General features: G+C 70.6%; 20 protein-coding genes. 10 read left to right on the top strand and 10 right to left on the bottom strand.

Annotation, left to right across the window (positions count from 1 at the left end):
- Positions 1–214: 214 nt before the first annotated feature.
- Entirely contained in the window at positions 215–2803 is a 2589-nt protein-coding gene (gene pepN / locus ACFWYM_RS08600) for an aminopeptidase N (protein WP_384832025.1), read from the bottom strand.
- Between the two features lie 163 nt (positions 2804–2966).
- Here pepN and ACFWYM_RS08605 point away from each other — a divergent pair, with 163 nt between their 5' ends.
- Both ACFWYM_RS08605 and ACFWYM_RS08610 read left to right on the top strand, forming a co-directional pair.
- Positions 2967–3620, top strand: a complete 654-nt coding sequence (locus ACFWYM_RS08605) for a DsbA family protein (RefSeq protein WP_384832029.1) — start codon at positions 2967–2969, stop codon at positions 3618–3620.
- A 54-nt stretch (positions 3621–3674) separates the two neighbouring features.
- Positions 3675–4292, top strand: coding sequence for a hypothetical protein (locus ACFWYM_RS08610; RefSeq protein ID WP_384832032.1), 618 nt, complete (start codon positions 3675–3677; stop codon positions 4290–4292).
- Here the strand turns inward: ACFWYM_RS08610 and ACFWYM_RS08615 are convergent.
- From ACFWYM_RS08615 to ACFWYM_RS08630, 4 genes are all read right to left on the bottom strand, one after another.
- Complete coding sequence (locus tag ACFWYM_RS08615; protein ID WP_384832035.1) at positions 4249–4452, bottom strand: hypothetical protein; 204 nt, start codon at positions 4450–4452, stop codon at positions 4249–4251. The genes ACFWYM_RS08610 and ACFWYM_RS08615 overlap by 44 nt on opposite strands.
- A gap of 134 nt (positions 4453–4586) precedes the next feature.
- On the bottom strand, positions 4587–5237 hold the full coding sequence (locus tag ACFWYM_RS08620; protein ID WP_384832123.1) for a superoxide dismutase: 651 nt from the start codon (positions 5235–5237) through the stop codon (positions 4587–4589).
- 200 nt (positions 5238–5437) lie between these two features.
- Positions 5438–6853 (bottom strand): amino acid permease, encoded by a 1416-nt coding sequence (locus ACFWYM_RS08625; protein ID WP_384832037.1) that lies wholly within the window; start codon positions 6851–6853, stop codon positions 5438–5440.
- A gap of 207 nt (positions 6854–7060) precedes the next feature.
- On the bottom strand, positions 7061–8464 hold the full coding sequence (locus tag ACFWYM_RS08630; protein WP_384832040.1) for an amino acid permease: 1404 nt from the start codon (positions 8462–8464) through the stop codon (positions 7061–7063).
- A gap of 256 nt (positions 8465–8720) precedes the next feature.
- Between ACFWYM_RS08630 and ACFWYM_RS08635 the strand changes: the two genes are divergently transcribed.
- Positions 8721–9317, top strand: coding sequence for a biotin transporter BioY (locus ACFWYM_RS08635; RefSeq protein ID WP_384832043.1), 597 nt, complete (start codon positions 8721–8723; stop codon positions 9315–9317).
- 10 nt (positions 9318–9327) lie between these two features.
- Here ACFWYM_RS08635 and ACFWYM_RS08640 read toward each other — a convergent pair whose 3' ends face one another.
- Entirely contained in the window at positions 9328–10665 is a 1338-nt protein-coding gene (locus ACFWYM_RS08640; protein WP_384832046.1) for an FAD-binding oxidoreductase, read from the bottom strand.
- A gap of 130 nt (positions 10666–10795) precedes the next feature.
- Entirely contained in the window at positions 10796–12274 is a 1479-nt protein-coding gene (locus ACFWYM_RS08645; RefSeq protein ID WP_384832049.1) for an amino acid permease, read from the bottom strand.
- A 181-nt stretch (positions 12275–12455) separates the two neighbouring features.
- Between ACFWYM_RS08645 and ACFWYM_RS08650 the strand changes: the two genes are divergently transcribed.
- Both ACFWYM_RS08650 and ACFWYM_RS08655 read left to right on the top strand, forming a co-directional pair.
- Positions 12456–12941, top strand: a complete 486-nt coding sequence (locus ACFWYM_RS08650; RefSeq protein WP_384832051.1) for a ribose-5-phosphate isomerase — start codon at positions 12456–12458, stop codon at positions 12939–12941.
- A 226-nt stretch (positions 12942–13167) separates the two neighbouring features.
- The gene (locus ACFWYM_RS08655; protein WP_384832053.1) at positions 13168–14001 is read left to right on the top strand and encodes an Fpg/Nei family DNA glycosylase; all 834 of its coding nucleotides are present in this window, start codon (positions 13168–13170) and stop codon (positions 13999–14001) included.
- 134 nt (positions 14002–14135) lie between these two features.
- On the opposite strand, the gene ACFWYM_RS08660 is transcribed toward ACFWYM_RS08655, so the two are convergent.
- Entirely contained in the window at positions 14136–15425 is a 1290-nt protein-coding gene (locus ACFWYM_RS08660) for a GNAT family N-acetyltransferase (RefSeq protein WP_384832056.1), read from the bottom strand.
- 252 nt (positions 15426–15677) lie between these two features.
- Here ACFWYM_RS08660 and ACFWYM_RS08665 point away from each other — a divergent pair, with 252 nt between their 5' ends.
- A complete protein-coding gene (locus tag ACFWYM_RS08665; protein ID WP_384832059.1) occupies positions 15678–16826 on the top strand; it encodes a PP2C family protein-serine/threonine phosphatase in 1149 nt (382 codons plus the stop codon).
- On the opposite strand, the gene ACFWYM_RS08670 is transcribed toward ACFWYM_RS08665, so the two are convergent.
- Positions 16807–18045, bottom strand: a complete 1239-nt coding sequence (locus ACFWYM_RS08670) for a cation:proton antiporter (protein ID WP_384832062.1) — start codon at positions 18043–18045, stop codon at positions 16807–16809. The two genes, ACFWYM_RS08665 and ACFWYM_RS08670, sit on opposite strands and share 20 nt — an antisense overlap.
- Positions 18046–18264: 219 nt before the next feature.
- Between ACFWYM_RS08670 and ACFWYM_RS08675 the strand changes: the two genes are divergently transcribed.
- From ACFWYM_RS08675 to ACFWYM_RS08685, 3 genes are all read left to right on the top strand, one after another.
- Positions 18265–19110 carry an ABC transporter ATP-binding protein gene (locus tag ACFWYM_RS08675; RefSeq protein WP_384832065.1) on the top strand — a complete coding sequence of 282 codons (846 nt, stop codon included), beginning with the start codon at positions 18265–18267 and terminating at the stop codon, positions 19108–19110.
- A 148-nt stretch (positions 19111–19258) separates the two neighbouring features.
- Positions 19259–21727: an FtsX-like permease family protein gene (locus ACFWYM_RS08680; protein ID WP_384832068.1), complete on the top strand. Its 2469-nt coding sequence runs from the start codon at positions 19259–19261 to the stop codon at positions 21725–21727.
- Between the two features lie 155 nt (positions 21728–21882).
- The gene (locus ACFWYM_RS08685; protein WP_384832071.1) at positions 21883–22332 is read left to right on the top strand and encodes an HD domain-containing protein; all 450 of its coding nucleotides are present in this window, start codon (positions 21883–21885) and stop codon (positions 22330–22332) included.
- A gap of 22 nt (positions 22333–22354) precedes the next feature.
- On the opposite strand, the gene ACFWYM_RS08690 is transcribed toward ACFWYM_RS08685, so the two are convergent.
- Positions 22355–23599, bottom strand: coding sequence for an acyltransferase family protein (locus ACFWYM_RS08690; RefSeq protein WP_384832074.1), 1245 nt, complete (start codon positions 23597–23599; stop codon positions 22355–22357).
- Between the two features lie 627 nt (positions 23600–24226).
- Between ACFWYM_RS08690 and ACFWYM_RS08695 the strand changes: the two genes are divergently transcribed.
- On the top strand, positions 24227–24421 hold the full coding sequence (locus ACFWYM_RS08695) for a hypothetical protein (protein WP_384832077.1): 195 nt from the start codon (positions 24227–24229) through the stop codon (positions 24419–24421).
- Positions 24422–24455 lie beyond the last annotated feature (34 nt).

The raw sequence follows: 24455 nt of genomic DNA on the forward strand, positions 1-24455 counted from the left end.
CTAACCGCTGTTACAGTCCCGTCGACAAAACCGGACAAGCCCGTCCTAAAGTACGGGCGTTCGACAGCCGAAACCCCCTGGTCCGTATGGGGGTTACGGCCGTTCCCAAACCCAAGGGTCACAAGTCGGTGACCCGGGTTCCGGACCCGGTGCGGGGCCTGCCGACCGGGTGCGGAGCCCACCCCGGAGCCCCGCACCCTCGGCCATCAGCTACTCAGCCCGCCGTCGAGGCGGCGTCACACGCCTGGCCCCGCAGCCCCCGCGCCAGGTCGTCGCGGGCCTCAAGTACGAGCCGCCGCAAGGCAGGTGCCGAGCTCTCGTGCGCGGCGAGCCACGCGTCCGCCGCCGCCACCGTCTCCTCTCGGTCCTGCAGATGCGGGAACAGGCCCCGCACCACGTCCATCCCGATCTGGATGGACCGCTCGCTCCAGACCCGCTCGATGGCGTCGAAGTACTTCGCCGCGTACGGCGCGGTCAGCTCCCGCTGGGACGGCTGCTGGAAGCCCGCGATCGTCGCCTCCACCAGCGCGTTGGACAGCGCGTCCGACTCCACCACGGACGCCCACGCCTGAGCCTTGACCGCCGCCGAGGGCCGCGCGGCCAGGCACCGGACCTGGTGCCGCTTGCCCGAGGCCGTGTCGTCCCGGGCCAGCTCGGCGGCGAGGGCCTCCTCGTCGGCGGCGCCGTGCGCGGCGAGCGGGGAGAGGAAGGCCCAGCGCAGCTCCTGGTCCACGTCCAGACCGTCGATCTTCGCGGTGCCGTCCAACAGGCCCTGGAGCAGCTGGAGATCGGCGTCCGACGAGGCCACCGAGGCGAAGAAGCGCGCCCACGTCAGCTGGTGCTGGCTGCCCGGCTCGGCGATGCGCAGCTCGCGCAGCGCGCCCTCGGCGAGGTCGCGGCCGCCCTGCTCGCGCCGGCCCGGCGCCGCGTAGTGGACGAGGGCGGAGGTGGCCCAGGTGTGCAGCATCTGCAGGACGCCGATGCCGGACTCGCGGCCCGCGAACCGCAGCACGAGGCCGATGAAGTCCCGGGCGGGCATGAGCCCGTCGCGTGTGAGGTTCCACAGCGCGGTCCAGCACAGCGCGCGGGCGAGAGGGTCGCTGATGTCGCCGAGGTGGCCGCGGAGCGTCGCCAGGGAGTTCTCGTCGAAGCGGATCTTGCAGTACGTCAGGTCGTCGTCGTTGACGAGGACGAGCTCGGGGGCCTCGGCGCCGGCCAGCTCGGCGACGGCGGTGCGGGGCCCGTCCACGTCCACCTCGGCGCGCGCGTACCGCTCGAGCTCGCCGCCCGCGGACCGTCGGTAGAGGCCCACGGCCACGCGGTGCGGCCGCAGTTCGGGGTGCGAGGCCGCCGCCTCCTGGACCACGGCGAGCTCGGTGATCCGCCCCTCCGCGTTCAAAGTGACCTGCGGCGTCAGCGAGTTGACGCCTGCCGTCTGCAGCCAGGAGCGCGACCAGGCGGCCATGTCGCGCCCGCTGGTCTCCTCCAGGACCGAAAGGAGGTCCCCGAGGCGGGTGTTGCCGTACGCGTGCCGCTTGAAGTAGCGGCGGGCGCCCTCCAGGAAGGCGTCACGCCCGACGTAGGCCACCAGCTGCTTCAGCACGGAGGCGCCCTTGGCGTAGGTGATCCCGTCGAAGTTGAGCTTCGCGTCCTCCAGGTCGCGGATGTCGGCCGTGACCGGGTGCGTCGAGGGGAGCTGGTCGGCGCGGTACGCCCATGCCTTGCGGTTGTTGGCGAAGGTGATCCAGCCGTCGGTGAAGCGGGTGGCCTCGACCATCGAGAAGGAGCCCATGAAGTCCGCGAAGGACTCCTTGAGCCACAGGTCGTCCCACCACTGCATCGTCACGAGGTCGCCGAACCACATGTGCGCCATCTCGTGCAGGATGACGTTGGCCCGGCGCTCGTACGACGCCTGGGTCACCTTGCCGCGGAAGATGAACTCCTCGCGGAAGGTCACACAGCCCGGGTTCTCCATCGCCCCGAGGTTGTACTCGGGGACGAACGCCTGGTCGTACTTCCCGAAGGGGTAGGGGTAGTCGAAGTGCTCGTGGAAGAAGTCGAGTCCCTGCTTCGTCACCAGGAAGACGTCGTCCGCGTCGAAGTGCTTGGCGAGGCCCTTGCGGCACATCGCGCCGAGCGGGATCTCCAGCTTGGAGCCGTCCTCGAAGACCTTCTCGTACGTGTCCGTCACATAGTGGTACGGGCCCGCGACGACCGCCGTGATGTAGGTCGAGATCGGCTTGGTCTCGGCGAACTTCCATACTCCGTCGGCCAGTTCACCGACGCCGTTCGACCAGACCGTCCAGCCCTCAGGGGCCTGCGCCTCGAAACGGAAGGGAGCCTTCAGGTCGGGCTGCTCGAAGTTGGCGAACACGCGGCGGGAGTCCGCCGGCTCGTACTGCGTGTACAGGTAGACCTCGCCGTCCTCCGGGTCGACGAAGCGGTGCATGCCCTCGCCGGTGCGGCTGTAGGCGCACTGGGCGTCCACCACCAGCTCGTTCTCCCCCTGGAGGTCTTCGAGGGTGATGCGGGTGCCGTCGAAGACCTCGGAGGGGTCCAGATCCGTGCCGTTCAGCGAGAGGGCCGTGACGCTCGGCGCGATGAGGTCGGCGAACGAGGCGGCGCCCGGCTCGGCGCAGCGGAACCTGATCGTGGTCACCGACCGGAACGTGCGCGGCGCACCCTCCTCCGCGTTGCTCTCGCCGATCGCGGAGCGCAGGTCGAGAAAGACCTCGTACCCGTCGACGGACAGCAGGGCGGCCCTTTCACGGGCCTCGTCGCGGGACAGATTCTCACCGGGCACGGGCGGCACTCCCTTGTGGCTCGCATGACTGGCATGACAGCTGGCATGACTCGTACGAATGTCTACGATCCTCGCATGTGCCGCGGGGCCCCGACATCCGGGAATGCCCCGACGTGCCCCCGGTGTTCTCCCGCCCAGGCGCACCCATTCCCTAGGGAGAGACATGTCGGAGAACGGCACCACCAACCGCACCCCCGTCGACTTCTGGTTCGACCCGCTGTGCCCCTGGGCCTGGATGACCTCCCGCTGGATGCTGGAAGTGGAGAAGGTCCGTGACGTCGAGGTCCGCTGGCACGTGATGAGCCTCGCGGTCCTGAACGAGGACAAGCTCGACGAGCTCCCCGAGCAGTACGTGGAGAACATGCGCCCCGGCGGCAAGGCATGGGGCCCGGTCCGCGTCGTCACCGCCGCCCAGCAGCTGCACGGCGACGAGGTCGTCGGCAAGCTCTACACCGCGCTCGGCACCCGCATCCACAACCAGGGCGAGGGCATCACCCCCGAGGTGATCGCCGGAGCCCTCGCCGAGGTCGGCCTCCCCGCCGACCTCATCGAATACGCGGACAAGGACACGTACGACGCGGAGCTGCGCGCCTCCCACAAGGAGGGCATCGACAAGGTCGGCCAGGAGGTCGGCACCCCGGTCATCGCGGTCCCCGGCTCCGACGGCGAGCAGATCGCCTTCTTCGGCCCCGTCGTCACCCCCGCCCCCAAGGGCGAGGAGGCCGCGAAGCTGTGGGACGGCACGCTCCTGGTGGCGAGCATCCCGGGCTTCTACGAGATCAAGCGCACGCGTACGCAGGGCCCGATCTTCGACTGACCCTCCGCGCCGCCTGAACAGGCGCGCGGTCCTGACCTGGCTTAACGTCCCTGTATGGAGATCGGCAGGGACGGCGGGCGCGACGACCCCGCCCTGCCGAACGACAACGCCCCCCATGCCACCCTGCCCGCGCGCGTGACCGACCACGCGGTGCGGGCAGGGTGCCGGGCCCTCGCGGCCCTCTGGTCCGCGCTCGGCCTGCGGGCGGCGGCGGCCACCCTGCGCCACTACCTCGACGGCACGGGAACCCCGTACGAACTCGACGCCGACCGCCTCCTGGCCGTCCCCGCGGTGCGCGCGGCGGTCACGGCCCAGTCGCGCCGCTGGCGCACCGAGGCCCCCGAGACGCCCGGCACCTACCCCGCCGACAGCGGCTGGCGCGGCGTGCTCGTCGCCCGCCGCGACTCGCTCGACTGGTGGCTGGCCCTGCGCGGCATCCAGTACCGCGTCCGCGGCACGGTCACGGTCGCCCCGGACGGCACCCGCACCAGCGCGATCCACTCGGTCGCCTTCCACAAGTCCTGGAACTTCGACCGCGGCGAGTCCGAGTACGGCGTCCCCTTCGCGCCCTTCGCCCGCCTCCACGAGACCGGTCTTGCAAGGGAGTTCGAGGCGGTGGGGGAGACGGTCAGCGGAACGATGGCGGCAGGTCGAAGCCCTGGTCCCAGTTGAAGTAGTTCTGGACCCGCAGGCACGTCCCGTTCCCGCAGCGCCGGTACTTGTCGACGTCCTCCGCATGGACCCGGGTCGCGACGTGCGCCCTTTCGTCGTCCGTGAGCCTCAGGAAGCTCTGCATCGTGTCACCGCAGTTCAGGCAGCGCCTCGTCGTCATGACGTCACCGTCCACCGGAACCCGGCCCACCGAAAGGCCCCCGTGAGTCACGTCCTCACGGGGGCCTTCCCTCTGTCCGCCCGCCACGTGAAGGTTGAGAAGACGATCACGAGCAGGACGACTCATGCGCCGGCTCAGGGAGCCAGCAGCAGACCTCCGGCGCGCTCCTTCGCGGCCGCGTAACGCTTCGCCACGTCCTGCCAGTTGACGACCTCCCACATCGCCTCGATGAAGTCCACCTTCTGGTTCTTGTACTGCAGGTAGAAGGCGTGCTCCCAGGCGTCGAAGACCAGGATCGGGGTCGAACCCTGGCCGACGTTGCCCTGGTGGTCGTAGATCTGCTCGACGACGAGGCGGCCGCTGAGCGGCTCATAGGCGAGGACGCCCCAACCCGAACCCTGCGTCGTGGCCGACGCCTTGGTCAGCTGCGCCTTGAACTTGGCGAAGGTGCCGAAGGACTCGGTGATCGCGTCCGCGAGGTCGCCCACGCCGTCGGCGGCCGTGGGCTCGCCGCCGCCACCGTCCTTGGGGCTGTTCATGTTGTGCCAGTAGATGCTGTGCAGGATGTGCCCGGAGAGGTGGAACGCGAGGTTCTTCTCCAGGCCGTTGATGGCGCCCCACGACTCCTTGTCACGCGCCTCCGCCAGCTGCTCCAGGGTGTCGTTCGCACCCTTCACGTACGCCGCGTGGTGCTTGTCGTGGTGGAGCTCGATGATCTGCGGGTTGATGACCGGTTCGAGCGCCGCGTAGTCGTACGGAAGTTCAGGAAGCGTGTAAATGGCCATGTCCGAGCCCTCCGAGCCCTCTGACTGCATGATGCAGAGCTTATTGCAATCAATGTGCAAGTGCAGGCTAGCAGCAGGAGTCTGACCAGGAAGATCGGCCCTTGGACCTAGGGCCGGAGCCGGAGGCGGACAACGCGAAGGACCCCCGGGCCAGTTGGCGGCCCGGGGGTCCTTCGAGAGTGGTGGGGTGGGGGAGCGTGCTACTCCGCCGCGTCGCGCTGCAGGCCGAGCTTCTGCCACACGAAGCCGACGACCGCGAGGATCACGGTCAGACCGCCCGCGTAGTACAGCTGCACCCGGGTGTCCTCCTGGCGCGCCATCAGCACGAACACGGTCGCCATGCCCGCGAGCGCCAGCCAGGTCAGGTACGGGTACGCCCACATCTTCACGACGAGCTTCTCGGGCGCCTCCCGCTCCAGGCGGCGGCGCAGCCGCAGCTGCGAGGCGGCGATGAAGAACCAGACGACGAGGATGAGCGCGCCGATGGTGTTCAGGAGCCACTGGAAGATGTCGTCGGGCCGCCAGTAGCTGAGCAGCACGCAGACGAAGCCGAAGAGCGACGAGGTGACGACGGCGATGCGCGGCACCCCGCCGTGGATCGCCCCGATCACCCGCGGGCCGAGGCCGCGGCCGATCAGGGAGCCCGCCATGCGGGAGGCGCCGTAGATGTTGGCGTTCATCGCGGAGAGCAGGGCGATGAGGACGACGACGTTCATGATCTGGCCGGCGGCGGGGATGCCCAGGTAATCGAGCGTCGCGACGTACGGGCCCTTGGCCGGGATCTCCTCCTTCGTCCAGGGCAGCAGCACGACGACGACGGCCATCGAGCCGACGTAGAAGAGGGCGATGCGCCACATCGCGGTGCGCACGGCCTTCGCGACGCCCTGGATGGGGTGCTCCGACTCGGCCGCCGCGATCGTGACGGTCTCCAGACCGCCGTACGCGAAGACCGAGGCGAGCAGGCCCGCGATCAGCCCCTCCGTGCCGTTGGGCATGAAGCCGCCGTGGCCGGTGAGGTTCGTCAGGCCGGGGGCGTCCGTGTCGGGCAGGACGCCGAGGATGGCGAGGACGCCGATGACGAGGAACAGGGCGATCGCGCTCACCTTGAGCGCGGCGAACCAGAACTCGAACTCACCGAAGTTCTTCACCGCCGCCAGGTTCGTGCCGCAGAACATCAGCATGAACAGGGCGACCCAGGCCCACTCCGGCACCCCGGGCACCCAGCCGTGCACGATCTGCGCCGCGCCGATCCCCTCCAGGCCGACGGCCACGCACAGCAGGAACCAGAAGGACCAGCCCGCGGTGAAGCCCGCCCAGGGGCCGATGGCGCGCTCGGCGTGCACGGAGAAGGAGCCGGACGCCGGGTTGGCCGCGGACATCTCGCCGAGCATGCGCATCACGAGCATGACGAGACAGCCGGATATCGCATAGGCGAGCACGATCGAGGGACCGGCCGCGGCGATGCCCGCACCGGAGCCCACGAAGAGCCCGGCCCCGATCACACCGCCAAGAGCGATCATGGAAAGATGACGCTGCTTGAGTCCGTGGCCGAGCGCGGATTCGCCGGGGGGTGCTGCGACAGGTGCTGCGTCCTGGGGAGCGGACGTCCGTGACATGGGCGTGCCCTGTTCGGTAGCTGAGACGGGGGACGGTGAGACAGGGGAGACAGGCGCCCACAGTCTGAGCAACCGCACCGCTCACAGGGAACAGCTGACCGGTATACGGACACCACGCTCACACATGGTGCAGATCTCGACACGTCATGTTCACGTCTGCGTCACATGAGGCGTGCTCAGACCCGTACGCCCTGTACGCCCCTTGCGTCACGTACGCCGTGCCCTCAACTCCCGTACCCCCGCCACCGCGAGCACCAGCGCCGTCGCCCCCGCCGACCACAGCAGCTGCGGCCGCGCCCCGTCGTCGTTCAGCATCAGCCCGATGACGACGGCCATCGCCACGAGCGCCGCCCAGGTCACGTACGGGAAGCCCCACATCTTCAGGACGAGCCGCTCCGGCGCCTCCCGCTCGATGCGCCGGCGAAGGCGCAGCTGCGAGACCGCGATCAGCGCCCAGACAAAAAGGAGCACCGCGCCCACGGCGTTGAGGAGATACGAGAAGACGGTGTCCGGCCACTCCAGGTTCAGCAGCACGGAGACGAACCCGAAGGCCACGGAGGCGAGCACGGCACGCCGCGGCACCCCGCCCCCGGACACCTTCAGCAGGCCCTTCGGCGCCTCCCCGCGCTCGGCCAGCGAGAAGACCATCCGGGACGAGCCGTAGAGGTTGGCGTTGAGCGCCGAGAGCAGCGCCACGAACACCACGATGTTCATGATCGTCCCGGCGGAGGGGACGCCGATCGAGTCGAGGACCGTGACATAGGGGCTGATGCCCGACTGCTGCGCCGTCCACGGCAGCACCGTCACGATGACGAGCATCGACCCGACGTAGAAGAAGAGGATGCGGAAGACGGCGCTGCGCACCGCGCGGGCCACCGAGCGCACCGGATCGTCCGACTCGGCCGCCGCGATCGTCACGACCTCCAGGCCGCCGAAGGCGAAGACGACGGCGAGCACGCCGGAGACGACCCCGCTCCAGCCGTTCGGCAGGAAGCCGCCGTCCCCGGTGAGATGCGTGAAGCCGACCGGGTTGGTGTCGGGCAGCACCCCGAAGACCGCGAGCAGGCCGAGCACCAGGAAGGCCACGATGGCGAAGACCTTGAGCGCGGCGAACCAGAACTCGAACTCGCCGAAGTTCTTCACGGCCGCGAGGTTGGCGCCCGTGAACACGAACATGAAGAGCAGCACCCACGCCCACTGCGGCACGCCGGGCACCCACTGGTTCGCGATCTGCGCGGCGCCGGTCGCCTCCACGGCGAGCACGACCACGAGCAGGAACCAGTAGAGCCAGCCGACCGAGAACCCGGCCCACCGCCCGAGCGCCCGCTCGGCGTGCACGGAGAACGACCCCGACGCGGGCATCGCGGCGGACATCTCGCCGAGCATCCGCATCACACACATCGCGAGCGTGCCCGCGATCAGATACGAGACGACGATGCCGGGCCCGGCCACGGCGATCCCGGCCCCGGAGCCGACGAAGAGCCCGGCCCCGATGACACCGCCGAGCCCGAGCATGGTGAGGTGGCGCTGCTTGAGCCCGCCACCGAGGGGCTCGTTCTCGTCCCCGAGGGGTGCGGCCGTGGCGGCCGGGTCGGTCTGGGGCGCGTGCATGGTGATCGGCTTGCTCTCGGGGTGCTCAGAGAAATTGGGGAGAACCTACAGTGTCCCCGCCGGGAGCCGTCCGGCGCAAAACGGGCTGGCCTCCGTGATGCGCGTCACGCCGACCGGCGCCTTGGTCCCCGCCTTTGTGCAGAGCCCACCAAGCCCCGGCTCATCCCTTTGTGAGCCGGAGACCGTGTGGCCGCCCCGGGCCCTGGGATAGCGTCAACGCGTCCCACTCACCACCCACACCACCCGCGGAGCCCCGATGAGCACGGCTGCCCTCTCCACCCGCCCGGGCCAGGTCCTCGCCGACCTGCTCCCCTCTTCCCGAGTGGCTCCCCGCGTGCGGGACGCCGCCCTGGTGCTCGGCGGTGCCGCGCTCACCGGGCTCGCCGCGCAGATCGCGCTGCCCGTCCTCGGCTCGCCCGTGCCGGTCACCGGCCAGACCTTCGCGGCCCTCCTCGTCGGCACCGCGCTCGGCGCCCGCCGCGGCTTCCTCTCCCTCGCGCTGTACGCCCTCGTCGGCATGGCCGGCCTGCCGTGGTTCGCCCAGGCCAAGTCCGGTGCCGCGCTGCCGACCCTCGGCTACGTCCTCGGCATGCTGCTCGCCGCCACGGTGGTGGGCGCCCTGGCCCGCCGCGGCGGCGACCGCTCCGTGCTGCGCACCGCGGGCACCATGGTGCTCGGCTCCGCGATCATCTACGCGGTCGGCGTCCCCTACCTCGCGGCCGCCACCGGCATGTCGCTGACCCAGGCCGTCGCCGCCGGGCTCACGCCCTTCCTGATCGGCGACGCCCTGAAGGCGGCCCTCGCGATGGGCGCGCTGCCCACCGCGTGGAAGCTGCTCGACCGCAACTCCTGACGCCCGTAACTCAGTTGACGTTGTAGTTCCGCCTGAAGAGGTTCGCCGGGTCGTAAGTGGCCTTCAGCCCGGCGAGCCTCTTCCGCGTCTCCGCGTCGTACAGGCCCTCGGCGCCGCGGTCCCCGCCCCCGAAGGTGAAGTTGAGGGAGCGCCCCAGGGTCTGGCCCGCGACGGAGCGGAAGGCCCGTGCGTGATGGGCCCGGGCGGCCTCGCGGTCCGTCCGCTCGTCCAGCGGTGACAGGATCCGCATCAGCCAGCCCGCCTCCCGGTACGGCACCGCGTTCCCGGCGGGCTCCGCGAGCGCCCCGCCCAGGTGGTTGAGCTGGACGACGTGCATCGCGTCGGCGGCGGGCCCGCTGACCCGGAACAGCTCGGTCGCGCCCGCGAGTTCGAGCTCGTCGAGCATGACGCCGTCCCCGTAGTAGGCGTGCGGGAAGTCCGGGTCGCTGTGGATGGTGTGGCTGTCGGCGTACGGCATCTCCCGCAGCGAGTCGGACACGGGGGCGCCGATGGCCCGCAGGGGCGCGACGAGCCGCTCGCCCTCCTCCTCGCTCCCCGTGAACGCGACGCGCACCGTCACCAGGTAGCGGCCGCGCAGATGGGGCGGGACCTGCGGGATGTCCGGGTAGACGAGGGCGGCGACCGACGAGGTCACCTCGTCCGGCACGGACCGTGTCCACTCCGTGTACCCGCGCAGGATCTCCGCCGGGTCCACCTCGTCCCCGTCGAAGTCGATCGCCCCGCCGTACAGCCGCGTCAACGGCACGAGCCCGACGGCCAGCCGGGTCACCACACCGAGGTTCGCCCCGCCACCGAGGAGCCCCCAGTACAGCTCGGGCTCCGACTCGGCGGTGACATGGCGCAGCCGACCGTCGGCGGTCACCACCTCGAGGGACCGCACATGGTCGGCGGTGTACCCGAACTCCCGCGCCAGGATGCCGAGTCCGCCGCCCAGCGTGTACGAGACGGCGCCCACGCCCGGCGCGGACCCGTTGAGCGGCGCGAGCCCGTGCTCGGCGGCGGCCGCGACGACCTGCCCCCAGCGCACGCCCGCGCCGACGGTGGCGGTGCGGCCTTCGGCGTCGACGCTCACGGCGTCCATGCGCCGGGTGGAGATCAGTACCCCTCCCTCGGCGCCGTCCGGCAGTCCGTGCCCGGTGGCCTGCACCCCCACGGGGAGCCCGGCCTCGGCGGCGTACGAGACGGCGGCGGCCACGTCGGCGGCGGAGGAGGCGGCGAAGACGATCGCGGGCCGCTGTGCGAAACCGGTCTGGAATCCGGCGAGTTCGTCCTCGTACCCGGCGTCGCCGGGCCGGAACACGAGTCGCTCGGCGGTGTGGTCGATCACGTCAGCCTCCGTAAGTACGGCGATCCCCTCGTACGCGATGTGGTGCGTACGAGGGGAAGGCTGTCGCAGAAAGCTGACAGGCACCGTCAACTTTTCTCGCGTCCCTACGAAGGGTTCCTGCAGAGCGTCCTTACGGAGCGTCGGTGACGCGGGGGCGCATCTTCTCCCGCACCAGCGAGATGGCGACCACGATCGCCGCGACCAGAAGCGAGAGCAGCAGCTGCTTGCGGTTGGCGGCGTCGGTCAGCATGTAGCAGAGCACGAACGAGATCATCGCGATCGTCGCCCACGTCAGATACGGGAAGAGCCACATCTTCACGACCAGCTTCTCCGGCGACTCGCGCAGGATCATGCCGCGCATGCGCAGCTGCGTGAAGCAGATCATGAGCCACACGAACAGGGCCACCGCGCCCGAGGAGTTGAGCAGGAAGTCGAAGACGGTGTCTTTCCACTGGTAGTTGAACCAGACGGCGAGGAAGCCGAAGACGACGGAGCCGAGGATCGCGGTCTGCGGCACACCGCGCGAGGTGGTGCGCGCGAACGCCTTCGGCGCGTCCCCGCGCTGGCCGAGCGAGAAGGCCATGCGGGAGGCGGTGTAGAGCCCGGAGTTGAGACAGGACAGCACGGCGGTCAGCACGATCACATTCATGACCTGCCCGGCGTGCGGGATCCCGATGGAGTTCAGCGCGGCGACGTACGACCCGTCCTCGGTGATCGACTTGTCGTTCCACGGCAGCAGTGTCAGCACCACGAAGATGGAGCCGAGGTAGAAGACGCCGATGCGCCAGATGACGCTGTTGGTGGCCTTGGTGACCGCCTTCTGCGGGTCCTCCGACTCACCGGCGGCGAGCGTGACGATCTCGGAGCCCATGAACGAGAAGACGACCATGAGCACACCGGTGAGGATGGCGCCCGCGCCCTTCGGGAAGAACCCGCCGGCATCGGTCAGATGCGCGAGCCCGTCCCCGGGATTGTCGGACCCGGGCAGCACACCGAACACAGCCAGCAGCCCGACGACGACGAACGCCCCGATGGCGACGACCTTGATCCCCGCGAACCAGAACTCGAACTCGCCGTAGGAGCCGACCGACACGAGGTTGGTCGCCGTCAGCACGACCATCACGATGAGGGCCCAGCCCCACTGCGGCACGGCCGGTATCCACCCGTTGAGGATGACGGCACCGGCGGTCGCTTCCACCGCGAGCACGACGACCCAGAAGAACCAGTAGAGCCAGCCGATGGAGAACCCGGCCCAGCGCCCGAGGGCCTGATCGGCATAGGTGGAGAAGGAGCCGGAGGCGGGCCGTGCGGCGGCCATCTCCCCGAGCATCCGCATCACCAGCACGACCATGGTGCCGACGAGGGCGTACGAGATGAGGATCGCGGGCCCGGCGGCGGCGATGCCGGACCCGGAGCCGACGAAGAGCCCCGCCCCGATGACACCACCGATGGCGATCATGGAGAGATGACGGTTCTTGAGCCCGGCCTTCAGCCCGTCACTGTCATTGCTGCCTAGTCCGTCTCCGCCGGTTCCGGCACCGCCGGACTGCGGATCCCCAGGGCCGTTGGGGCGGCTGTCTTCCTTCGCAAGGGAGGATTGCGAGGTCATGGGCGAATCCTTAGGTTCACGGTCACGAGCCCCCGCATTCAAACTCAGGGATGATCGGGACGGAAGTCCCGACTCCGGATCGTTGTATTCAGGCCGAAGGTCCCACCCGCGCTCGCCCCCTCCCCGCTCCCTGTGGCCCCGGACACGCCTGCCCGGGGTGGGTCATGCCACACTCGGAGCCATGCGCGTCTACCTCGGCTCTGATCACGCCGGTTACGAACTGAAGAATCACCTGGTCGAATGGCTGAAGGCCCAGGGCCACGACCCCGTCGACTGCGGCCCCCACATCTATGACGCCCAGGACGACTACCCCCCGTTCTGCCTCCGCGCCGCGGAGAAGACGGCGGCGGACCCGGAGTCCCTCGGCATCGTGATCGGCGGCTCCGGCAACGGCGAGCAGATCGCCGCGAACAAGGTCAAGGGCGTACGGGCGGCGCTGGCCTGGAGCGAGCAGACGGCGGCGCTCGGCCGCGAGCACAACGACGCGAACGTCATCTCGATCGGCGGCCGCATGCACTCGGAGGCGGACGCGACGAAGTTCGTCGAGATCTTCCTCAACACCCCGTACTCGGGCGAGGAACGCCACACGCGCCGCATCGAGATGCTGAGCCGCTACGAGGAGACGGGCGAACTCCCCCCGATCCCGGCCCACCACCCGCAGGGCTGAGGCGCTTTCCTCTCCCCAGTCCCGCCCCTTCCCGAAACCGCCGGACAGGCTGGACCAACTCAGCCCGTCCGGCGATTGAGGACGAGGCCGTCCAGGCCGATCGGGGGCAAGGGGCGTAGCCCCAAAACGGGCACCCCAGGGGCGACGGAGTCGCCGTATTTCGGGAAGGGGCGGGACTGGGGAAAGAGCCGCCGGAGGCAAACCCCCGCACACCACGAGGAGCACCATGCCCGAGGGGCACACGATCCACCGCCTCGCAGCGGACCACGGCACCCGCTTCGCAACCGGCACCCCCCTCACGGCAACCAGCCCCCAAGGCAAGTTCTCCGACAGCGCCGCCCTCCTCACCGGCCAGCCCCTCACCACCACAGAAGCCCACGGAAAGCACCTCTTCCTCGGCTTCGCCGCAACCGGCTGGGTCCACATCCACCTCGGCCTCTTCGGCAAGTACACCCTCGGCGACGCCCCCGCCCCACCCCCCACGGACACGGTTCGCCTCCGCCTCGCGAACAAGTCCCACTACTCGGACCTCCGCGGCCCCACCACCTGCGCCCTCATCACGGACGGCGAGAAGCAGGCGATACACGACCGCCTCGGCCCGGACCCGCTGCGCCCCACGGACCCGGACACCGGCGAGAACGACCCGGAGAAGGCGTACCGCCGCATCGCCCGCAGCCGCACCACCATCGCCGCCCTGCTCATGGACCAGAAGGTCATCGCGGGCGTCGGCAACGTCTACCGCGCCGAGGTCCTCTTCCGGCACGGCATCGACCCGTACACCCTGGGCAGGGACATCACCGAGGACCGGTGGGACGCGATCTGGTCCGACCTCGTCGAGCTGATGCACGAGGGCGTGCGCCTCAACCGCATCGACACGGTCAGGCCCGAGCACACCCCCGAGGCCATGGGCCGCCCGCCGCGCGTCGACGACCACGGCGGCGAGGTGTACGTGTACCGCAGGGCGAACCTCCCGTGCCACATCTGCGGCACGGAGATCCGCACGGCGGACCTGGCGGCCCGCAACCTCTTCTGGTGCCCGAAGTGCCAGCGAGGCAAGTGAGTTGAACGGAAGGAGAGAACGAGAAGAATCCGAAATCCCCCTCGCCTCTCCAGAACCCAAGCGGCTCTAGAACTCACGCCGCTCCAGAGCCCAAGCGGCTCCAGAACTCACGCCGCTCCAGAGCCCAAGCCGCTCTAGAACCCATGCGGCAACCAAGGCGCCACATCCCCCCCGAACGCCAGCGCCGCCTCCGCCACCGCCCCCTGCCGCAGCTCCCGCACCCGCCCGGCCCCGGCCAGCGCCGACAGCGAGACGCCGCCCAGGTAGGCGGAGCCCAACTCCCGTACGGACAGGGCGAGATCGGCCGGGGTGCCGTCCCCGTCCGGCAGCCGCTTGCAGCTCGCGCCCTTCGCGTCGCCGGTGAGCCGCCAACGCCCGCTGTTCCAGGGGCAGAAGTCGTCCGCGACGTCCAGCACGACGTCCACGGGCGCCCGGTAGGTGCGTGCCTCCAGGGCCGCGCCCACGTCCACCAGGCGCACGTACAGCGAGTCCCGCACCCGCAGCCGGCTGCGGCGCACGTCCGTGACGAGGTGGAGGAAGGGGTCGTCCACGGGGCGGTTGCGCACCTGGAGCACCGACGTCAGGTCGATGTCGAAGAGGAACCGCCACAGCGCCGCGTTCGCCGCCGGGTCGAGCGCCTCCAGGTCGTGCAGCTGCACCTCGCCCTTGGGGCCGGCGTAGTCCCACTCGGGCTTGACCTGGAAGCGGGCGTATCCCACGACTTCCCGGGACCCGGAGCCAGAGCCAATGCCAGCCCCAGCCCCAGAGCCGGAGTTGGAGCGCTCGGCGACCACGCACTGCAGCGGCGACGCCCCGCTCCGCTCGCTCTCCGGGTCGAGGAGCCCGAGCTGCTCCCAGCCGGGGCGCCGGGCGAGCATGCCGGGGCGCAGCGGCACCAGCCGGGCGTACACCGCCTCGCAGGCGTCGAGGACCTCGGCGGGGTCGGCGTACCGCAGCGTCACCTCGTCGGTGCCGTCCGGGACGGTGAGCCGGACCTGGGTGGTGTCGATGTCGGCGCGCAGCTGCTGAGTGGCGGCGCCGTAGCCGAAGCGGCCGTAGATGACGGGCTCGGACGCGGTGAGGACCGCGAGGCTCTCCCCGCGCTCGCGCACGTCGTCGAGCTGGCGGCGCATCATCGCGGTGAGCAGCCCGCGCCGCCGGTGGGTGGCGGCGACGCCCACCATGGTGACGCCCGCCGCGTCGACGAGGGCGCCGCCGGGCACGCTGAGCCGGAAGCTGAACGCCCCGGCGGTGGCCACGCACTCCTCGCCGTCCCAGCCCGCGAGGGACCGCTCGCACTCGGTGAGGTCCCGCCACAGGCGCCGCTCCTCGGGCGACTCGATGACCCCGCCGAAGGCGCGCTCCAGGAGCCCGTAGTACGTGTCCCACTCGGCCTCGCGCAGCACCCTCAGATCTGTCGTCATATGCCATGAGTAGCAGGGACCGACGGCAGGCAGCGACAGAATTTCCGCGGTCCGGAAGAGGGCCGGACCGCAGCCGGACCGCAGCCGGACCGAGGCCGCCCCTGCCCCGCACCCGCCCCGCCCCTGCACCCACCCCACCCCTGCCCCCGCCCCGGCCACCCGTCGACAACCGGCCACAGCCGTGCCCCTGACGGGGGACAAGTGGTACCTCCCGTGCGAAGCGCCTGGCCCGGTGGATAGGGTCCACGAGCAATGGCAGGTGGACGCGCGGAAGCGGAGACGCTCACGGCCCGGTTCAAGAAGAGGATGCACCGGGTCCGCGTCGCGCTGCGCAAATCGGGTGTCGACTACTTCCGCGGCGACGGCTCGGACTGGGTCGCCCTGGCCGGTCTGCTCCTCACGGTCCCGGTCATCACCTGCTGCACGCTCGTGAACTCGATGTGGTGCTCACCGGCCGCCCTCGTCCTGCCGATCGTCGCGGGCGGGCTGCTGCTGCGCCCCGCCAGCCTGCTCGGCCTGTACGCGGCGGCGGCCGCGGCCCTGATCGTGGAGTCCGTCCGGCTCGGCCCGTACACCCAGGGCCCGTCCCGGGTCACCCCTGGCATCGTCCTGGTGGTCGCGGCCTGTGGCTTCTTCGGGCTGCTCATCGCGCAGTTCCGCAGCCGGGTCGGGGTGCCCTGGCGGGGCGGCGGCACGATGCTCTTCGACCTGCGCGAACGGATCCGGGTGCAGAGCAAGCTGCCGAAGCTGCCGCGCGGCTGGCACCGCGAGATGGCGCTGCGCCCGGCGGGCGGCCAGTCGTTCTCGGGCGACTTCGTGGTGGCCGCGCGGACGAACGGCGGCCGCACCGTGGAGGTCGTCCTCACGGACGTCTCCGGCAAGGGCATGGACGCGGGCTCGCGCGCCCTGCTGCTGTCCGGTGCCTTCGGCGGCCTGCTCGGCTCGCTGCCGCCGCACGCCTTCCTCCCGGCGGCCAACGGCTATCTGCTGCGCCAGGACTGGGACGAAGGTTTCGCCACCTCCATCCACCTGGTCCTGGACCTGGACTCGGGCGACTACGAGCTCTTCTCGGCGGGCCACCCGCCGGGCCTGCACCTCAGCGCGGGCAGCGGCCGCTGGGAGGAGAAGGCGGCCGAGGGCCCGCTGCTCGGCGTCTACGACGGGGCGCAGTTCGACCCGGTGAAGGGTTCGCTGCGCCCCGGCGACGTCCTGATGCTGTTCACGGACGGCATCGTCGAGACGTCCGACCGCGACATCACGGAGGGCATCGACCGGCTGACCGGCGAGGCCGACCGCTATGTCGCGGGCGGATTCCACGGCGCCGCCTGGCACTTGATCGAGGCGGTCGCCAAGGACGTCAACGACGACAGGGCGCTGCTGCTCATCTGCCGGGAGGCGTGACGCTCACGGGCTCGGGTGCCCCCGGCTCCGACACTGACTCCGGCGCCGACACCGACTCCGGTGCCGACACCGGCGCGGGCAGCAGCCGCGCCGGCAGCACCCGCTCCAGCCACTCCGACCGCACGGCCGCCAGCGGTCCGAGCACGGCGAGCAGCAGCACATAGCCCGCGATGAACGGCGAGAGCCGCTCGTCGAGGCCCGCACCGGCCGCCATCGTCGCGAGGATCAGCGCGAACTCGCCGCGCGCCAGCAGGGTGGTGGAGATGTTCGCGGCGGGCCCGCCCCCGAACCCGTACACGCGCGCGGCGCCGATCCCGGCAAGGACGTTCATGAGCAGCGTCACGGCGACGGCGGCGAGCACCGGCCACAGCACAACGGGCAGGTCCCCGGGATCAATTGACAGCCCGAACGCGAAGAAGAAGATCGCGCCGAACGCGTCGCGCAGCGGGTGCACCAGCTTCAGGATGCGCGCCCCGGACGCCGTGCTGCCCAGCATCAGACCGACCATGAAGGCGCCGATGGCGTCCGCGACCCCGAACCACTCCGAGACCCCGGCGACGAACACGGCCGCGCCCAGGAAGGAGATGACGAGGAGTTCGTCGTCCTTGATGGAGAAGAGGCGGTCCGTGATCCGGGTCCCGAACCGCGCGGCGAGCGCGAGCAGGATGAGGAAGGCGAACGCCTTGCCGCCGTCCATGACGGCCGCGGCCAGGGAGTCGGCGCCGGACAGGATGGGCTGCAGCGCCGCCAGGTACAGCGCCAGGAAGATGTCCTCGACGACGATGATGCCGAGGATCGGCTTGGTCTCGGGGTTGCCGAGCCGCCCGGTGTCGACGAGCACCTTGGTGACGATCGCGGACGACGAGATGCCGAGCACCCCGGCGAGGACCAGAGCTTCGGAGGTGCCCCAGCCGAGGGCGAATCCGAAACCGAGGCCGGCGCCGACGTTCAGGGCGAGATACGTGCCACCGGCGAGCGCCATCTTGCGCCCGCCCGCCTTGAGGTCGTCCATGTGGAACTCGAGGCCGAGGTAGAAGAGCAGCAGCACGAGGCCGAGCGCGGAGAGCATCTCCAGGTCATGCGGGTCGGCGACCAGGACGATGCCGGGGGTGTGGGGGCCGAGGAGGATCCCGGCCAGGATGAACAGGGGGATCGTGGGGAGTCCGATGCGGCCGCCGAGGCGGGCGAGGACTGCGGCGGCGAGAAAGGCGCCGCCCATGGCTATCAACGTGTCTGCGTGTCCGATGGGCCCGCTCCTTAGAGTCAAGAGAGTCAAGGGTTCGTAAAGAACGCGTCAATAGTTAGCTTACCAAAAGGTTTCCTGGGGGACGGGGTGGGGTTTGCCCTACCTCGGATCCGCCGGAAGCCGTCATGGTCCACGGCACCCCCCGCTCCGTACGTTCAAGAGGTCGAATTCGTACGGAGAGGCGGACAGGTCATGGGACTGCGGCGGAAGAAGAACAGGGCGGCACAGGACGCGGTGCCGACCCTCGGCACGCCGCACGGCCACGAGTCGCACGGCCACGCGCCGCAGGGCGACCGGGCCGTCGAACTCCACGGCGTGCGCCGCCAGTACGGCCGAGGCTCCGGCGCCGTGCACGCCCTCGCGGGCATCGACCTGACGCTCCCGCGCGGCAGCTTCACCGCGGTGATGGGCCCCTCGGGCTCCGGCAAGTCCACGTTCCTGCAGTGCGCGGCGGGCCTGGACCGGCCGACGTCGGGCACGGTCCGCCTGGGCGGCACCGACATCACGTCGATGGGCGAGAACAAGCTGACCGCCCTGCGCCGCACCCGCCTGGGCTTCGTCTTCCAGTCCTTCAACCTGCTGCCCTCGCTCACGGTCGAGCAGAACGTGCTTCTGCCGATGCGCCTCGCGGGCCGCCGCCCCGACCGGCGCGCGGCCGCCGAGATGCTCGCCCGCGTCGGCCTCGCCGACAAGGGCCGGCGCCGCCCCGGCCAGCTCTCCGGCGGCCAGCAGCAGCGCGTCGCGATCGCCCGCGCCCTGGTCACCCAGCCGGACGTGGTCTTCGCGGACGAACCGACCGGCGCCCTGGACACCACAACGGCCGCCGAGATCCTCGGACTTCTCCGCTCGGCCGTCGACTCGCTGGGCGCCACGGTGGTCATGGTCACCCACGACCCCACGGCGGCGACGTACGCGGACCGGGTCCTGTTCCTGGCGGACGGCACCATCGCGGACCGCCTGGAGCGCGGCTCGGCGGCCCAGATCGCGACGCGCATGACGACGCTGACGCGCCCTGCGTACGCGACGGCAGCCGCATAAGGGGCGCGGGGAACTGCGCAAAGAGCGAAGACCGCCCGCACTCGAAGAACCGCCCCGAGCCGACGCATCAGGGGCGCGGGGAACTGCGCAAGAGCCCAGCCCCCGACAAGCCGCACCGAAACAACCAGCCCCCTCCGGGAGGACACAGATGGCCCCCAACGGCCTGGCACGAGCCGCACTCCGGTTCAAGCCCGCCGCCTTCGTCGGCACCTTCGTCGCCCTCGCGATGGCCGCGATGATCGTCTCGGCGTGCGGCATCCTCCTGGAGACCGGCCTGCGCGCCACCGTGCCCCCGGAGCGCTACGCGCACGCCCCCGTCGTGGCCGCCGCCGACCAGCAGTCCCACCTCGTCACCGGCAGCGGCGACGACAGCAGCGACAACGGCGCCCTGGTCCCGGACCGCGCCCGCCTGGACGACTCCCTCGTGGCGAAGGCCGCTTCGGCGCCCGGCGCGCGCAGCGCCGTACTCGATCTGACGTTCCCCGTGCAGTCCGACAAGACCGCCGTCACCGCGCACGGCTGGGGCTCCACCGCCTTCACCGGCGAGCACCTCACGGCGGGTCGCGCCCCGCACTCCGGCGAGGTCGTCCTCGCCACCCCCGGCGCCAAGGTCGGCGACCGCACCACGCTCACCACGGCCGACGGCCCCCGCACCTTCCGCGTCTCCGGGACGGCCGCCCAACAGGGCGCCCCCACCGCCTGGTTCACCGACGCCGAAGCCGTACGGATGTCGGGGCACCCCGGCCGCATCGACGCCATCGCCGTCCTGCCCAAGGACGGCGTCACCGACGCCCAGCTGAAGTCGCAGGTCGCGCACGCGCTCGGCGGCAAGGCCAAGGTGCACACCGGCGACGACCGGGGCAGCGTCGAGGACGCGCAGCTCGCCGAGGCGAAGGAGCTGCTCACCGGCCTCGGCGGCTCCTTCGGCGGCATCGCCACGATGGTCGCCGTCTTCACCGCCGCGGGCACCGTCGCGCTCTCCGTCGGCCAGCGCGCCCGCGAGTTCGCGCTGCTGCGCGCCATCGGCACCACCCCGCGGCAGATCCGCCGCTCCATCGCCACCGAGGCCCTCCTCGTCGCCCCGCTCGCGGGCGTGCTCGGCTGCCTGCCCGGAATCGCCCTGGCCGGCTGGTGGTTCGGGCAGCTCCAGGACAAGGGCGCGATCCCGCAGGCCGTCGACCTCTCCGTCTCCTGGATCCCCCTCCTCACGGCGGTCGGCACCGCCATGCTCACGGCCCTCGCCGCCGGGTACATGGCCGCCCGCCGCGCCTCCCGCATCAAGCCGGGCCAGGCCCTGACGGAGGCGTCCGTGGAGCGGCTGCCCCTCGGCTGGATCCGCACCCCGCTGGGCGTCGCGGCGACGGTCGGCGGCATCATCTGCGCCCGCTTGGCCGCGACCACCACCGGCGAGGACGCGGCCAACGCGGCGCTCGGCGTCGTCATGCTGTTCATGCTCGCCGTCGCGCTGCTCGGCCCCCTGGTGGCCCGCGGCTGCGCGGCCCTCTTCGGCCTCCCGCTGCGCGGCGCGGGCGCGTCCGCGTCGCTCGCGGCCGCCAACTCCCGTACGAACGCCCGCCGGCTGGCCTCCGCGATCACCCCCATCGTCCTGGCGATGGCCTTCTCCTCCGTCCTGGTCTTCATGCACACCAGCGAGGACAAGGTGGCGGCGGACCAGCAGCGCGACGGCATCACGGCGGACCACATCGTCACATCCGCGTCGGGCGCGGGCCTGGCCCCCGACGCTCAGTCCCGCGCGGCCAAGGCCCCGGGAGTGGACGCCGCGGTCGGCATCCTCAAGTCCTCGGTCCTCGTCCCGGCGGGCTCGGGCGGCGACCGCTGGCTGGAGTCCGCGACGGCCCAGGGCATCACGGGCTCGCCCCGCGACCTCGCGAAGGTCCAGGACCTGTCCGTCGAGACGGGCTCCCTCACCCTGGGCAGGAACGAGATCGCCGTCGACGCGAACCTCGCCCGCACGGCCCACGTGAAGACGGGCGACCACCTCGAACTCCGCCTCCCCGACGGCACGAAGGTGTCCCCGAAGATCGTGGCCACCTATGGCCGCGGCCTCGGCCTCTCCCAAGTGACGCTCCCCGCAACGGCGTTGAAGCAGCACATGACGTCCCCCTTCGACACGGAACTCTGGACCAAGGGCGGCACCCCCCACGCCCTGACCTCCCTGACCTCCCTGACCCCCGGGACCACGATCCAGAACCGCGCCGACTACACCACGGCACAGTCCCTGGACCGCGAGCTCAACGCCTGGGCGAACACCACGATGGCGGCCGTGCTGGGCGGCTTCGCGGCCGTGGCCGCCGTCAACACCCTGGTGATGACGGTCCTCGACCGCCGCCGCGAACTCGGCACCCTCCGCCTCATCGGCTCGACCCGCGCCCAGGTCCTGAACATGGTCCGCTGGGAGGCCCTCCTCGTGGCGGGCGCGGGCATCGTCCTGGGCACGGCGATCGCCCTGGCGACCCTGATCCCGATGATGAGGGGCCTGACGGGCGAGGGCCCGTACATCCCCCCGCTCGTCTACGCCTCGTTCGCGGGCTCGGCGCTGGCGCTGGGCCTGGCGGCGACGGTCATTCCGGCAAGGGCGGCGCTGAAGAACAACTGAGCCCGCTCCGGGGCCCATTCAGCCCGTCCGGCGCTTGAGGACGAGGCGCGAAGCGCCGATCGAGGGGGCAAGGGGCGAAGCCCCAGGACGACGCCCCGGGCCCGGCGTAGCCGGGGGATTTCGGGAAGGGGCGGGCTTGGGGAAAGAATCCCCGCATGAACCCAAGCCCCCACCTCCCCCTCCCCGAAGTAGAAGCCCTGGCCCGCAAGGCCCACGCCCAGCAGACCGACAAAGCAGGCCGCCCCTACACAGAGCACCTCCAGGCAGTGGCCGAAGGAGTCAGTCGAAGGGGCGGCACAGAGGACCAGATCGCAGCGGCCTGGCTCCACGACTCCATCGAGGACAACGCCCTCACGGAACAGTGGCTGCACGACGCCCCCCTGCCGCACCGCACGAAGGACATCGTGCGCGCCCTCACCAAGCGCAAGGGCGAACCCCCCGAGACCTACGCCTCCCGCATCCTCGCCACCCCCGGCGCCCTCCTGGTCAAGGAAGCGGACCTGGCGCACAACGCGGACCCGGCCCGCCTCGCGGTCCTCGACGAACCGACAAGGGCGCGCCTGCAGGCGAAATACGCCCACATGCGCGCCCTGTTGGGGCTGTGACAAGGCCCTACGGACTCAGGGACTACGACCTGGCCCGCTCCCGGGCAAGAGCGGCAGCGTCCCGCTTGAACGCCCACTCCATCTTCGGTTCCATCGCGAACCGGAACATCCGCTGCACCGGCGGGGTGCACAGCGCGGTCACCACGGCCGCCGCGACCAGGGTCACGAAGACCTCGCCGTACGGCTTGTGCAGCCACTGGTAGTCGTCGAACCAGCCCCAGAAACGGGACCCCTTCGCGATGAACCCGTGCAGCAGGTAGCCGTACAGGGTGCCCGCGCCGAGGACCGTGAACCACATCTTCCGCCGCGGCACCCACGCGAAGAAGCACGCGGTGAGCACGAGCGAGCAGCCGAAGAGCGCGAGGGTCATCACGACACCGACCCACCACGGCACGCCCAACTCCTGGGCGCTGTCACGGCGGTAGAACCACACCGACGTCATCCGCGGCCCCGCCCAGTAGGCGAGCAGCACCGCGCAGGCGAAGATCGGCACGGACAGGATCCGTACCTCACGACGCCGTACGAGCTGGAAGTGCTCGGGCTTCATGAAGAGGCCGAGCACGAAGAACGGCATGAACTGCAGGACGCGCTGCAGGTCGAGGTCGTCGCCGATGTCCGGCGAGATCACGGCGAGGACGGCGATGCCGAGCGCGATCGGCACCGGCCAGCGCACCAGCTTCCACAGGGGAGTGGTCAGCCGCCACACGAACAGCGCGACCAGGAACCAGGTGAGGTACCAGGGGTCGAGCAGGCTGATCGGCTGCGTCGGGTCGTCGTCGGCCCACCGCTTGAAGAAGGTGTACGCGACCTCGAAGATGACGTACGGCACGGCGATGCCCGTGACGAGCCGCTTCAGCCGGTCCGGCCGCATGTCGAAACTGCGCGAGAAATAGCCGGAGATGATGATGAACGCCGGCATGTGGAACGTGTAGACGACCATGTACAGCGCCTCGGCGGCGCGGCTGTGGTCGGTCAGCGGCTCCCATGAATGACCCATCGCCACAAGGACGATGGCCAGATATTTCGCATTGTCGAAGAACGAGTCGCGCTGCTTCGCGGGCTTGGCGTGGGGGGCGCCCTGCGCGGAGCGGGCGACCGGCGGAGCGGTGGCGGTCGCCGTGGAGCCGGCCGTCGAACTGGCCGTGGAACTGGGGGAGTAAGGGGATTCGGGGGCGTGTGGGGCGCGCGGGCTCGGCACTCCGGACGCGGGCTGCGCCGGAGGGAGCGGCGCCCGGTGGCGGCCGTGCGGGTGCACCGAGTTCGTCACAGGCCCTCCCACCAAGAGCTCGGGGAGACGATCCGTGACCGCACTGCGCTTGCGGGGGTCGTGGCAGCGTGGAACATCTGAGGCACCCTAGCGTCGCCCGGGTGCTTTCGTAAAACCTTCATCTCACCCGTCACTCAATTCCGTGTAATGCCCGTGCTTTGAGTACGAGTACCCCCGAATCAGTGGTGTCGACATAGCGATGCACAAAGCAATCGAGCGCCGATCATGACCGCTCATCGCCGCCCCATCGCCCAAAAAATGTCCCTTAGGTCGCAACTCATCCCGCTTAAATGGCGCATAACACCCGCGGGCGACTCTGGCGAAATGTCCGATTCATCAACCGGGTTACGGGCGTCGGCTCACCGCGCGATGTGTCCCCGGCGACAATTCGAATTTACGGCGAACAATCTCTGTGTGCGACCTGTGTGCCCATGGAAACGATCACGCCGAATTCCCTCGCTCGCGGCCCGCAAATGCGGAGCGGACGCGGCAGGTCCGCGCCAGGGTGGCCGACGATGCGTCACCAGCCGCATAGGACACGCCTGTTGGTGGCACGATGGACCTGGCGGGGGTGTGCGGGGTCGTACCCCCCGGGCCGGGAAGCGACCGACCTAGGGTGTGATCAGTGTGGCCATTTCGCTGTCAGTGGTACTGCTGTTGGCGATCATCCTTGTGGTGCTGATCCGCGGGGGGTCGCTCAAGTGGGGGCCGGCGATCGTCGCCGTGCTCTTCGGCTTCTTCCTGGCGTCGACGGGCATGGCCCCGGAGATAAACAGGTTCCTCAACTCCGTGGCGGAGACGATCAACGGGATCAGCTTCTGAAAACGCCTCCGGCCCGGCCCGCTGAGTACAGCGG

Origin of the sequence: Streptomyces sp. NPDC059009 (assembly GCF_042740175.1) — a bacterium.
GTDB lineage: Bacteria > Actinomycetota > Actinomycetes > Streptomycetales > Streptomycetaceae > Streptomyces.

Excerpts from the sequence above, each read along its gene's own strand:
- ACFWYM_RS08605 (WP_384832029.1), top strand. The coding sequence starts at position 2,967 with ATGTCGGAGAACGGCACCACCAACCGCACCCCCGTCGACTTCTGGTTC.
- ACFWYM_RS08610 (WP_384832032.1), top strand. The coding sequence starts at position 3,675 with ATGGAGATCGGCAGGGACGGCGGGCGCGACGACCCCGCCCTGCCGAAC.
- ACFWYM_RS08615 (WP_384832035.1), bottom strand. The coding sequence starts at position 4,452 with ATGACGACGAGGCGCTGCCTGAACTGCGGTGACACGATGCAGAGCTTC.
- ACFWYM_RS08620 (WP_384832123.1), bottom strand. The coding sequence starts at position 5,237 with ATGGCCATTTACACGCTTCCTGAACTTCCGTACGACTACGCGGCGCTC.
- ACFWYM_RS08625 (WP_384832037.1), bottom strand. The coding sequence starts at position 6,853 with ATGTCACGGACGTCCGCTCCCCAGGACGCAGCACCTGTCGCAGCACCC.
- ACFWYM_RS08630 (WP_384832040.1), bottom strand. The coding sequence starts at position 8,464 with ATGCACGCGCCCCAGACCGACCCGGCCGCCACGGCCGCACCCCTCGGG.
- ACFWYM_RS08635 (WP_384832043.1), top strand. The coding sequence starts at position 8,721 with ATGAGCACGGCTGCCCTCTCCACCCGCCCGGGCCAGGTCCTCGCCGAC.
- ACFWYM_RS08645 (WP_384832049.1), bottom strand. The coding sequence starts at position 12,274 with ATGACCTCGCAATCCTCCCTTGCGAAGGAAGACAGCCGCCCCAACGGC.
- ACFWYM_RS08650 (WP_384832051.1), top strand. The coding sequence starts at position 12,456 with ATGCGCGTCTACCTCGGCTCTGATCACGCCGGTTACGAACTGAAGAAT.
- ACFWYM_RS08655 (WP_384832053.1), top strand. The coding sequence starts at position 13,168 with ATGCCCGAGGGGCACACGATCCACCGCCTCGCAGCGGACCACGGCACC.
- ACFWYM_RS08660 (WP_384832056.1), bottom strand. The coding sequence starts at position 15,425 with ATGACGACAGATCTGAGGGTGCTGCGCGAGGCCGAGTGGGACACGTAC.
- ACFWYM_RS08665 (WP_384832059.1), top strand. The coding sequence starts at position 15,678 with ATGGCAGGTGGACGCGCGGAAGCGGAGACGCTCACGGCCCGGTTCAAG.
- ACFWYM_RS08670 (WP_384832062.1), bottom strand. The coding sequence starts at position 18,045 with ATGGGCGGCGCCTTTCTCGCCGCCGCAGTCCTCGCCCGCCTCGGCGGC.
- ACFWYM_RS08675 (WP_384832065.1), top strand. The coding sequence starts at position 18,265 with ATGGGACTGCGGCGGAAGAAGAACAGGGCGGCACAGGACGCGGTGCCG.
- ACFWYM_RS08680 (WP_384832068.1), top strand. The coding sequence starts at position 19,259 with ATGGCCCCCAACGGCCTGGCACGAGCCGCACTCCGGTTCAAGCCCGCC.
- ACFWYM_RS08685 (WP_384832071.1), top strand. The coding sequence starts at position 21,883 with ATGAACCCAAGCCCCCACCTCCCCCTCCCCGAAGTAGAAGCCCTGGCC.